This is a genomic window from Pseudomonas sp. NFACC43, assembly GCF_900119645.1.
In the GTDB taxonomy this organism is placed as follows: Bacteria; Pseudomonadota; Gammaproteobacteria; order Pseudomonadales; family Pseudomonadaceae; genus Aquipseudomonas.
This window is the reverse complement of the sequence record NZ_FPKK01000007.1, coordinates 96,274-108,499: the sequence shown is the minus strand read 5'-3', so window position 1 is coordinate 108,499 and position 12,226 is coordinate 96,274. Positions and strand designations below refer to the sequence as shown.

8 protein-coding genes are annotated in these 12,226 nt (G+C 59.7%); 7 read left to right on the top strand and 1 reads right to left on the bottom strand.

All coding sequences use genetic code 11. The annotated features are described in order from the left end of the window. The first annotated feature begins 59 nt into the window (after positions 1-59). The gene (folE, locus tag BT179_RS14030) at positions 60-605 is read left to right on the top strand and encodes a GTP cyclohydrolase I FolE (RefSeq protein WP_072431607.1); all 546 of its coding nucleotides are present in this window, start codon (positions 60-62) and stop codon (positions 603-605) included. Between the two features lie 103 nt (positions 606-708). Then, positions 709-1,080, top strand: coding sequence for a glutathione S-transferase N-terminal domain-containing protein (locus BT179_RS14025; protein ID WP_072393841.1), 372 nt, complete (start codon positions 709-711; stop codon positions 1,078-1,080). 106 nt (positions 1,081-1,186) lie between these two features. On the opposite strand, the gene BT179_RS14020 is transcribed toward BT179_RS14025, so the two are convergent. Continuing rightward, entirely contained in the window at positions 1,187-2,353 is a 1,167-nt protein-coding gene (locus BT179_RS14020) for an aminotransferase-like domain-containing protein (protein WP_072431608.1), read from the bottom strand. An 82-nt stretch (positions 2,354-2,435) separates the two neighbouring features. On the opposite strand from BT179_RS14020, the gene BT179_RS14015 reads away from it, so the two are divergent. From BT179_RS14015 to BT179_RS13995, 5 genes are all read left to right on the top strand, one after another. Continuing rightward, positions 2,436-2,873: a MarR family winged helix-turn-helix transcriptional regulator gene (locus BT179_RS14015; RefSeq protein ID WP_072393846.1), complete on the top strand. Its 438-nt coding sequence runs from the start codon at positions 2,436-2,438 to the stop codon at positions 2,871-2,873. Positions 2,874-3,205: 332 nt separating this feature from the next. Beyond that, the gene (locus BT179_RS14010; RefSeq protein ID WP_072393848.1) at positions 3,206-4,555 is read left to right on the top strand and encodes an NCS2 family permease; all 1,350 of its coding nucleotides are present in this window, start codon (positions 3,206-3,208) and stop codon (positions 4,553-4,555) included. A 64-nt stretch (positions 4,556-4,619) separates the two neighbouring features. Further along, entirely contained in the window at positions 4,620-5,246 is a 627-nt protein-coding gene (locus tag BT179_RS14005; RefSeq protein WP_072393850.1) for a LysE family translocator, read from the top strand. A gap of 1,465 nt (positions 5,247-6,711) precedes the next feature. Next, positions 6,712-10,443: a calcium-binding protein gene (locus BT179_RS14000; protein WP_072431609.1), complete on the top strand. Its 3,732-nt coding sequence runs from the start codon at positions 6,712-6,714 to the stop codon at positions 10,441-10,443. A gap of 397 nt (positions 10,444-10,840) precedes the next feature. Further along, positions 10,841-12,193, top strand: coding sequence for a hypothetical protein (locus tag BT179_RS13995; RefSeq protein WP_143148704.1), 1,353 nt, complete (start codon positions 10,841-10,843; stop codon positions 12,191-12,193). Positions 12,194-12,226: the final 33 nt, after the last annotated feature.

The following is a 12,226-nucleotide window of genomic DNA, read 5'->3' as shown; positions in this document are numbered from 1 at the left end:
GCAGCGCCGTGTCCGCCACCGTACCCTTGCCCTTTGCGTAAAATCCCACAGGTAGTTTCATGTCTCTGGAACAGAATTACACCGCGATTCTCGGCCAACTGGGCGAGGACGTCTCCCGCGAGGGCCTGCTCGACACGCCCAAGCGCGCTGCCAAGGCCATGCAGTACCTCTGCCGCGGTTATGGACAGACCCTCGAAGAGGTCACCAATGGAGCCTTGTTCAGCTCCGACAACAGCGAAATGGTGCTGGTCAAGGACATCGAGCTGTACTCGCTGTGCGAGCATCACTTGCTGCCATTCATCGGCAAGGCCCACGTCGCCTACATCCCCAGCGGCAAGGTGCTGGGGCTGTCGAAGGTGGCGCGCATCGTCGACATGTATGCGCGTCGCCTGCAGATCCAGGAAAACCTCAGCCGCCAGATCGCCGACGCGGTCCAGCAGGTGACCGGTGCCCTGGGCGTGGCCGTGGTGATCGAGGCCAAGCACATGTGCATGATGATGCGTGGTGTGGAAAAGCAGAATTCTTCCATGATCACCTCAGTGATGCTGGGCGAGTTCCGGGAAAACGCCGCGACCCGCAGCGAATTCCTCAGCCTCATCAAGTAATCCGTCTCACGAAAAAAACCGGCAGTGATCGCCGGTTTTTTTTCGTCCGCGAAAAATCAGGTAAGCTGCGCCCCCTCTTCTTCCCTGCCGTGAGGCTTGTCACGTGATCGTCAAAGCGCTTCGGGTTGGCCTGGGCCAGCTCATCATCTTCATCGATTTCATCACCCGTCCCGCCAAGAAGCGGCGTTCGGCCGAGGCCCAGGCGCAAGTGGACCAGGCGGCACGCAGCCTGACGCTGTACCAGTTCCATGCTTGCCCGTTCTGCGTGAAGACCCGCCGTACCCTGCACCGCCTCAACGTACCGGTGGCCCTGCGCGATGCGAAGAACAACGCCCAGGATCGCCAGACGCTGCTGGAGCAAGGCGGCAGGATCAAGGTGCCGTGCCTGCGCATTGAAGAAAATGGCGAGACCACCTGGATGTATGAGTCCAAGGTGATCATCGATTACCTGGACAAGCGCTTCTCGGTGGTCTGAGTTTTCGCTAGCCTGGGGGCGGGCAACCCGCTCCCACAGAGTCCCATGCACCTATGTGGGGTTTGCCTGCGAAGTGGCCAGCAAGATCAGCGCAAATGCTCCCACCTCAGGCCGCCTTTGCCGCCAGAGCCTGCCGCACCACCCCCGCCAGCCGCTTGAGCCCTTCATCCAGGCGGGTCGGGTCGATGTGGCTGAAGTTCAAGCGCAAGTGTCCCGGGTGCTTGTCCGGCTCGGGAAAGAACGGCTCCCCCGGCATGAACGCGACGTCGGCCGCCAGCGCGGCGGCGAGCAAGGTGCGGGTGTCGAGGGGATGCCTCAGGGTCAGCCAGAAAAACAGCCCGCCCTGGGGCACGTTCCAATCCGCGATGTCGCTAAAGTGTTTTTGCAGGCCCGCTTCGAAACGGTCGCGACGATCCCGGTAGAAATCCCTCAACACGCCAAGATGCCGCTGGTACTTCTCGCTGCCGATCCACTGCAAGGCCTGCCATTGTCCGATGCGATTGGTGTGCAGGTCCGCCGACTGCTTGAGCCGCAGCAGATGCGGGAACAGGTCCGGGCTGGCGATCAGGTAGCCCACCCGCAGCCCGGGAAGCAGGGTCTTCGACACCGTGCCGGTGTAGATCCAGCTGGCCTTTTTCAGGCGACTGACAATCGGCGTGGCGCTAGCACCGTCGAACGTCAGTTCGCGGTAGGGTTCGTCTTCGATCAAGGTCACGCCGAATTCATCCAGGAGCGCCGCCACCGCATCGCGCTTGGCCTCGCTGTAGCGCACCGCCGAAGGATTCTGGAAAGTGGGAATCAGGTAGATGAATGCCGGTCGATGCCGCTCCAGCCGTGCCCGCAACTGCTGCAGGTCCGGACCATCGGCCTGCAACGGTACGGTGATGCAATCGGCGCCGAACAACTGGAAGATCTGCAACGCCGCCAGGTAGGTCGGCGCCTCCAGCATGACTTCGGTACCGACATCGATGTGCAGTTTCGCCGCCAGGTCGAGGGTCTGCTGGGAACCGCTGACCACCAGCACCTGGCTCGCTTCACAGGCCAGGCCCAACGACCGCGCCTGGGCCGCCAGGGCCTCACGCAGGGCCGGCTCCCCTTCGCTCATGCCATATTGACCCATGGCCGACGGCATGGCCTCCCACTCCACCTTCGGCAACATGGCTTCGGCCGGCAGGCCACCGGCGAACGACATCACTTCAGGGCGCTGGGCCGCGGCGAGGATTTCTCGGATCAACGAACTTTTGAGGCGCGAGACACGTTCGGAAAAAGCCATGGGATCACCCTGTAGCGAGGTGTTAGGGAAATAAGTCAAACTGCTTGACCGAAATTACCCCGACCTTTCTGGATACGTCAATATGCTTGACCTTAAAAACCCGACTTCCCAGCAAATGGCCATGGAAGCGTTCTTCTTCGGCTACCAGGCGTTCACCGCCAAGGCTGACGAGATGCTCGAACGACGTGGCTTGAGCCGGGTGCATCAGCGGATCGTCTTTTTCATCGCCCGCTACCCGACACTGAGCGTGAAAGAACTGCTGGGATTGCTTGGGGTGAGCAAACAGGCCCTGAACATGCCATTGCGGCAGTTGATGGAGATGCACCTGGTGAACAGCGTCGCCTCGCAGACCGACAAGCGTAAGCGGCTGCTGGAGCTGACCGCCGAAGGTGAGCGGTTCGAACAGGCGTTGCGGCGTGAACAGGTGAAACTGCTGGAGCGGGTGTTTGCCGAGGCTGGGGAGGCGGCGGTGGACGGGTGGTTGGCGGTGAATATGGCGTTGGGCAAGTCTGGCGACTGAGGCAAATTCCCATCGCCTGCGTCAATGCCTTCGCACGAAGACCGCTACCAAGAGGCTTGGCGGCGCATGCAAGCCTCTCGTCATATCCATCTCTCGTTGCGGGGCGGGCTTGCTGTTTTTTCAGCGATATATCCCTATCGTCCGATTTTTCGTCGACAACATAGAAAACATTATTTGCTTTATTTGTATACAAAAGCATAATTCGCCTCGTGCGAGTTCCTGACCAACAGGTCAACAAACGTCGCCAGCCTTACCTGCCTCAACGCTGCGCAACCACCCCCCAGGGCCTGCGGAGCTGGAAATAAAAATAAAACTCTTGAGGAGTACTCGCTGTGGAAAGCCGCAAACCCGACGCCCGGACGCTAGACCTTTCGCCGCCCCTACGCAGTGGCTGGCTGGATCGCCTCTTCAAACTCAGCTTGCATGGCACCACGGTCAAGACCGAGTTGATTGCCGGCCTGACCACCTTCATCACCATGGCCTATATCATCTTCGTCAATCCCAACATCATGGCCGATGCCGGGATCGACCATGGCGCGGCCTTCGTCGCCACCTGCATCGCCGCCGCCCTGGGATGCCTGCTGATGGGCCTCTACGCCAACTGGCCGGTGGGCCTGGCCCCGGGCATGGGCTTGAACGCGTTCTTCACCTACACCGTGGTCGGCACCATGGGCTACAACTGGGAAACCGCCTTGGGCGCGGTGTTCATTTCCGGTGTGCTGTTCATGGTGCTGACGTTGTCACGCATCCGGGAATGGCTGCTCAACAGCATTCCAGTGAGCCTGCGGTTCGCCATGGGTGCGGGGGTGGGGTTGTTCCTGGGACTGATCGGCCTGAAGACCGCCGGGATCGTGGTGGACAGCCCCGCCACCCTGATCAAGCTCGGCTCGTTGCGTGAACCCGGTCCGTTGTTGGCCGCGGTGTGCTTCCTGATGATCGCCGTGCTCAGCTACCACCGCGTGTTCGGCGCGATCCTGATCAGCATCATCGCCGTGACCCTGGCCGGCTGGGGCCTGGGGCTGGTGCAGTACAACGGGGTCATGTCGACACCGCCGAGCCTGGCGCCGACCTGGATGGCAATGGACGTGGCCGGCGTGTTCAACGTCAGTATGATCAGCGTGGTGCTGGCCTTCCTGTTTGTGCACATGTTCGACACTGCCGGCACCTTGATGGGCGTCGCCCAACGCGCCGGCCTGGTGAAGGCCGATGGCCGGATCGAGAACCTGTCCCGCGCCCTGAAGGCCGATAGCGCTTCCAGTGTATTTGGCGCCATGGTCGGCGTGCCGCCGGTGACCAGCTACGTGGAAAGCGCCGCCGGCGTGGCGGCCGGTGGCCGGACGGGGCTTACCGCGGTGACCGTCGGCGTGCTATTTATTGCCGCGATGTTCTTCGCGCCGCTGGCCGGGATGATTCCTGCCTACGCCACCGCCGGAGCGTTGATCTATGTCGCCATGCTGATGATGGGCGGTATGGCCCATATCGAATGGGACGAACCGACCGACAGCATCCCGGCCATCGTGACCGCCATCATGATGCCCCTGACCTTTTCGGTCGCCGACGGCATCGCGTTGGGTTTCATCACCTATGTGGTGCTCAAGGCCTGCACCGGTAAACACAAGGACATTTCAGTCAGCCTGTGGGCGCTCTGCGCGATTTTCATCGCCAAGTTCATTTTCCTGTAGGCGATACATCGATCCACCCGCCTCACCCCTTCGGGTGGGGCTTTTGTATATCAGGAGCAAAGCAATGAATCTGGAAACCTGGCTGTTGTTCAGCGGTGCCGCCCTGGTGGTGATCCTCATTCCGGGCCCGCTGTCGCTGTTGATGATCGGCAACAGCCTGAACTATGGCCTGCGTCGCTCGTACCCCGCCTTCCTGGGCGGGGTGAGTGCCTCTATCTGTCTGTTGAGCGCATCGGCGCTGGGACTCGGTGCGTTGTTGCTGGCTTCGGAACAACTGTTCAGTGCCTTGAAAATCGTCGGCGCACTGTACCTGTTCTACCTGGCCTGGCAGAGCTGGCAGCAATCGCGCCAGCCTTCCCAAGGGGCCGAGGTTCCCCAGGCTGCTGCCGTTCCGCGTTTCCGCGCGCTGTTCGGCCGAGCGTTCGTACTGGGCGCCAGCAACCCCAAGGACATCCTGTTCTTCGCCGCATTCCTGCCACAATTCCTCAGCGCCGAACAACCGTTCCTGCCGCAACTGCTGGTGATGATCGTCACCTGGACCCTCCTGGACCTGCTCTGCAAGCTGGCCTACGGCCTCGGCGCCCACGGTGCGGCGAGGTACTTGCGAACGGGCAAGGGCCAGAGCTGGTTCAATCGCATCAGTGCCGGGTTGTTTGGTGGTGCAGGGACGGCTTCGTTGTTGAGCCGTTAAACAGTAAAAGCATCCTAGCGGGCTCGCACACTGTTCCTCCATCGTTAACAGGATATTTCTGAGAACCTCACGCGGTGGGCGTCTTATCACCATACAATCGACGGGTACTCGCTTTGGTTTACGCCTTAATGAATACCCTCTTCACATTAACTAAAGTTTCATTCCAACGCCCGACTCCTGTAAATAAAGTGTCTTTCCTGAAATAGCGATTGCCGCCAGGCAAGGTGTCACGACGGGTCGTGACTCATTATAACGAGAGGCTTAGACCCAGCATGACGGCAACAGCCATAGTCAAAACGGGATGGTATTTGTTAACACACAACACCAGGTAGTCAACAGCACCAGAAATTCAATATTCGAGGACCACACAACCATCCGAGCCTTTATTGCCCGCAAGTCCACCATGCCCCGTTTGGCTGCTCGTATTGATAGTACCTCCAGTTCCCCCCGAACCGCCCATACCAGCATTGCCGCAAGAAGAAGGAATCGTCGCTCCGGCCGCCCCGCCTGCACCACCGGTTTCGCTCCCCCCTTGGGACCCTCCAGGTTTCCCCTGAAATCCTACCTTGCCATTAACACAGCCTGTAACCCTCGGTTGATCCGCCCCATACCCAGCGCTGCCAGGGGTATTGCTGGGCACGCCCCCGGCACTGCCACCACCTCCACCGGCCCCTCCTCCGGCCCATACTCCACCTCCGTACGGAAAATTGACGTTAGTGGTTTCTCCGTTGCCTCCTGATCCGCCGCCCTGACTCAGAGCGCCGGCGCTTCCTCCCGCCCCCCCGGTACCGATTTCGATTGTCAATTGCCCACCTGCCGGAACGGAGGAATCACACTCCAAATTGGCGCCACCTCCACCGCCTCCGCCGCCTGCTCCACGTCCGTTGAGCACATAACCATCATAAGCTCCTCCACCGCCACCACCGCCACCACCTGCGCCTATAACAGTGAACTTGATACGCGTCACATCGTAGGGAACATTGAAACTCCCACTTTGAGTAAAAGTTTCAGTTGTAGCACCGACAGATAGCGCAAAACCAGTTAGCAGTAGACCCACGACCTTCAACGCCGCAACACGCGCATTAGACATGACATACACTCCCTTCAATCCAGCACTATAACCAGACTGATCGACAAGAATTAAGCTGACAGCAACTTACACAATAAAAGCCCTTATTCAGCCCACACCTAAAATCTAATACACACAAACAGAACTCGGCACTGTCAGGTATTACAGTCACCTATAACATTTTGCTACTGCACTTGCCGATTAATATTCATAAAAATACAGCTCCCAACATAACTGGGGCATGAGAGGCGATTCGAAAATATTCAAATCCTCTGGCGACTCTCTTTTTCCACCTGAAGCGTTTGCAAAACCTAGCAACAACCAGTCGATGTACACCTCTCTGGCGAACGCCTTTCATAGGTGGGTAGCTATCATCACTGAACAAGGACGTTCACCATGGCCAAGGCTCTCCAGCCCAGCTCCGCTCCCGACAAGCCTACCGTCGTCATTTCGGACCTGGGCTTTCCCGTTAACGAACACACCGTCGAGACACTCCACTTCAACGCTGTGGATAACGTAGCGCTCTTGTCGGCCCACCTGCACAGGCGGGCTCAACTTGAAGTCGTCGATAGGCTTTATGGTCCGCTGCACATCGGTTCCGTAACGGTGACCCGCTCAGCCCTCGATGCACTGGGAGCAACGACTGATGGGCAGCCTCTGAACGGGGACAATACGTTCTTCCGCATTGCCAATCGTTTCTTCGTGGACTCTTTGCAATTCAGCGCGCCTGATATCGAAACCCGTCTGAAACTGTCCGCCGATGCGGATGACTATCGGCTGTCGACGTTGCTGTTTGAAATGGCGAGCCAGCGCTCGTCCTCCGCACCTTCAATGCTGAGGGAAAAACCTGAATCCACCGCTACACCCGCCCGTTATCGAGGTCCCCTCGAAAGGCTACTGGCAAGTGCCCAAAAGCTCGATATCCAGAGGCCAGCTCACAAAGCATTCAGTTGGGCCAGCACAACCAAGAGCAATGTCCTCATCCCTACAGGGCTTGGGCTCCAGGCTTTCGGAATCTATAGCGGCCTGCGGGGCCTGCAGGACGCCATCCGCAACAAGGACGCCTACCAGGCCGTGTTCAATGGCAGCAGCGTGGCCGCCGAGGTCACGTCGATCGGCGTCGAGGCGGCCGTGACCAGGCAAGCCACGCAAATGATCAAGGCCGGCCAGCGCTCCCTCGGGGATTTCTCCAAAACGACATTCGCCACGCGGCTGGCCCGTGGAAGCAGCCTGATTGCCAGCGTGCTGACCCTGCCCTTCGACATCGTCGCCGCCATCGATGCCTTCAAGGCCGCGGGCAACACCACTGGCAAAGAGGCCACCGACCATTACGTCAGCGCCGCCCTGAGCGTCACCAGCGCCGCCATGACCCTGACCATCGGCATGGCGGCGTTGGCGGGGTTTGGTTCAGCCGGTCCCGTGGGCCTGGCAGCGGGCCTGATTTTGCTGGTTGGATCACAGGTCTGGGGGGCGATTCGGCAAGTCGATGAGATCGACGACTACATCACCCTCACCGTCAACGAGCGCCTGCGCACAGGTTGGTTCGCCTTCTGGACGATCGATGCCGATCAGGATATCCAGGACCGCTATCTCGTGGCCAAGGCGACCGCCGAGCATACCAAGCGCCTGCAAGCCGATGCCCTGGCCCTCCTCAAGGGCCCGTTGAAAGACAGCACCGAGGCCATCGTGAACGGCACGTTCACCGTGGAACTCGAACCGGTGACTTACAACACCTGGAATTGGTGGACCGGTGAAAGGTACCAGGCGACGACAGTACGCCCCCGGATCATGGACAACGACGATCGCATAGACGCAAGCAAAGGCGTCACCGCCGAGACGCCCGGTGCAGTCATCGAAACGTCCGGAGAAGATAAAGCCATCCAGTGGTACCTCGGCGGTGGCAACGACACCGTTGTCGGCGTCGCAGACAAGCCGAATGTCTTTCACTACGCAGGCGGCGTAAAAAAACTGACCGGTGGTTCCAGGGATGACGTTTTCATTTTCGAAGGCTCGACACAGGCCCCCGGAGGGCAGCAGGCACTTTCGACGAACCGTCTCGAAGGCGGCCAGGGTAACGACACCCTCGTCCTATCGGGCCGTACCGGCAATAGCCAAGCGCCGCGGCTGGGTTACCAGGTCGACCTGGACGCCGGGCAAGTATCCACCATCGTCCAGGAAGGTCATGGCACAGGGAGCAGACATTATCGCCATGCGGCCCTTGAAGGCATCGAAAACGTGGAGATCCCCGAGGGCGGAGCCAACATCATCAAGGGCACGTCCAGCGCGAACATCATCAAATCCCGGGGCAATGACACCCTAGAGGCCGGCCCGGGAGATGACCGGATCTTCATTCTCACTGGAAACAACCGCAACGCCGACGGAGGGCCTGGCAGCGATGTCTATGCCATCGCTCATAAGCCAGGCTGCGTCACCATCACCGAAGACGGTGCGGACAACAGTGTCATCGCCCTGGACTGGCGTGCCGACCTGATTGAAAGCTGGACTGTCGAAGAAGGCCACCTGGTCATCACGTCGGGCTTCGATGCAGATGACCGGGAGCGTCGCAAAGTGATCGTCAGGAATGTCTATACCGACAGCCATTATCCGAAGGCCCTGCAAAATGATCGGCTGATGTTCATCACCCGGGACGGCTACCATCTGATACCCGACCTGCCCGATATGATCGAGCACGACCATCCTCTCGATATTGAAGTCGTCGTGGTGCAGCAAGGCACACCGCGACATCCGTCCATCCTGAACGATCGAAGCGAACAGCAGGTCGCCCATGACAAAGACACGAACTATCATGTTTCGCGGCTTAATGAGCTCACGACACTGAGGTTCAAACAAAAAAGCGCCTTCTGCACCACCCTTCACCTGGACTATCGCAGTCCCGAGCTGACGCGCATCGAGGCTCACTACCAGGCCCAGGCCACCGGGCAGGATGAACTGGAGGTGGCACGGTATGGCGAATGCGGCCTGACGCTCCACTTTGGCACCCGCCAGGTGGCCTTGAAAAACCTGGCGAGTTCCGACGAACGCTACAGCGCGCAAAGCGCGGTGACGGGCCGCCGCGCATTTTCCGCCCTGGCGTCCCACCATACGGTCATCCTCATCCTGAATGACGACGTATGCTACCGCCTGGTCCAACCTTCACCCGACTATGGCCTGTTGCTGGACGAAACCTTCGTCGGCAAGGATCCGGTGGCATGGACTGCGCAAGTCCCAATGCCGGCCCCGCTCACAAACAGGAAATACACCTACCTCCGCCCACTGGATAACACACCTCATTACATGCGCAGTTGGGCAACTTGCGCCCTGTTGACAGCCCCCACTGAACAGACCGGCATCGAAGTCCTGATTGGCGAAGGCGCCACCTACCTTGTGCACCTCAGCCCGAACATGACCCTACGCCTGTCCACGCCGGGCGCATTGGTCAGTGCCAATCCTCGACTGCCCCATGCCTCCACCTGGGAACTCGACGCCACGCACCTGGGCGCAGTCGAGATAAGGCTGTCCTCCAATCTGCTGCGTATCGGCACAATCACCATCCACCTTCCCGTCCATGACGCTGACGACCTGCTCGACCAGATACGCGTCATCACGGCACAGGGTGTCGTCCATGCTGTCGATAGTCTGTTTGAACGGGTGTACGTGGAAGCACTCGATGGCCGGTATTTCACACCTCCCAGCGACCCCGACGGAGCATTGCCCGGGGAACTGGCCAACCTGAAGCACGAAGCGCTGAAGGTGCTGCACGTCGCCGTCAGGGACGGGGCTGCCGGGAACCTGAGCTATAACCTCAAGACCCGCAGGTGGACGCTCGACAGCGACAGGTCCCGGATCATCGGGGCGGCGCAACTCAAAAGAACGGAGCTCTGCGATCACGCCCTCAAGACCTATCGCAGCCTGGCTCGCGAGGGCCTCGCTCAGACGCCCCCCGTGGGAGACGATGCACTGCGTCTGCTACGGGAAAAATGCGTGGAGATGATGGAGGGCTTCACATTGGGAAATTCGGTGAGGTTCGCGCAAGTGCTGGTACTGAGTGCAGTCTTCGGCATCAGGCTTTCCCAACTCAATTGGCTTCTTTCTCTGGGTGAAGCCAAGTCCCGGTGTCCGTTGCCTTGACGTGGCTTGGAAAGTTCCTTTTTCAACGGTCCCATACATATGTAGTGCACCCGCCTGCCGGTTTTCCGCGAGCATCTTGAAAGCACCTGGCCTGTCGGTCTGCAAGCTACGACAGGCCTGGCTTCATGAATATCGGTACTTTCAAACCCAAGAGCGGAATGCAATGAGTCCAAGACGAAACACCCGGCTCAATAGCCCCAAGTCGTCCCCTGATACACCCCATGCCGGTCGCGATACGACACCGCAGGCGCTGCCCAGGAATCCCCAGCCAGGAGAAGGAATCGACCAGCCCCCCTCGTCCCCCGGACGACAAACCCAAGCCCCTGAAGCCCAGCCTCCGGCCGTCCAGATAGCCGAAATCGCATCCCGGGCAGTCACCCGCGACGCGTCTGTCCCGGTGTCACTGGACGATTATTACCTCTCTCCCGAGCTGGTCACCATGCTATCGGAGCCAGACGCAACCTCTGGCATCCGCACGTTCAGGACACGCACTTACGTGGAGCTTTCGGAAGGGGGAACGGTGTTGCTCGGACGCGATTCCCAGCAGAATTACCGCGCTCGATCCAGCACCGAACTCATCGCCTCCGGCCCCCGCCTGGAACAAGTGGAAGGCAGCCACCTATGGCGTCGGCTCCCCCATGGCGAGGTGACGCACGGCAGTGATCCCGATCCTGTTCCTGCACTCGACAGGCCAACGGTGGAGGAATCGCCGGAAGCGGTCGCGCCCAAGCGTCCACGCACGACAGCGTCTCAAAGCGAGGCGGTGACCCAGGGCGAGCCGGCATTCACCAAGAACTGGGGGTTCGACCCGCGGTTCTCGACGTCGGAATTCATCACCCTGGGCGACGTTCACTACAAGGTAGTGTCAAGCACCGCCGCCCGTGAGTATCCGATCACCTATGTCCAGTCGCCTACCCATCCCGCCTACGATTTTGACTTGCTCGAAGCCATTCTCCGACATACGCCTGACGAACAACCCCGAAGCGCGGTACGCATCCCCCCGGGCAATCACTGGGAAATCGACCCCAGGCTCCCTTTCGAGAAGCCCCTGACGGCCTATGTAAGGGAAGTCTTTCCAGAGGTCACCACCGTCACCCTGGAAAACATCGCGAGAAGGCAGTTCGAGCTCGCCAATGACTCATCGTTCGCCGACGGCGCGGGCTTGACCGCGCTCCGACAGATTTTCCACAGTTGGAAAAACGCGACGCCATCGCCGCCCCCCCAATGGACCGATCCATTACTGATGCTTCCGATTCTCCCGACCTCCTCATCGTCCAGGGGCACTGCCCGCGCCATAGCGCTGCCCATCCCCTCCGCGACCGGAACGCTGGAACGGCTGGACTTCGATCCCCTGCGGTTCCAGCAACAATGGCTGTACTTCCTCACCACCTACTCGCCAGTGGATTTCAAGCGCTTCATGGCCGGCCTCCTGACCCGTAATGGCTATACGGTGATCGAGCCCAGCTCTTTCAGTAGCTTCCCGGCACTGGTATTCCAACGAACAGGTCATGACCACGTCTTTTACATGAGCCTGCATCGCACCAGGATCCCGAAGATCTCCCTGCCATCGTATACGGACCCGAACACCGCCGGTGTCCTCCTGGAAAACCAGGTGGGCGAGGCTGCCGCGAAAGTCGTCAGGGACGCCCAAAGTGCCAACAAGATCATCTGGCTCAAGGGGGGGTCCGAAATCCGCCCAGGCATTGCCGATACGGTCTTCATCATCCGGGACGACAATGCGCGGCTGTAGAGGCGCCACTCAAAAAAAAGCCCGCAGTGTGAG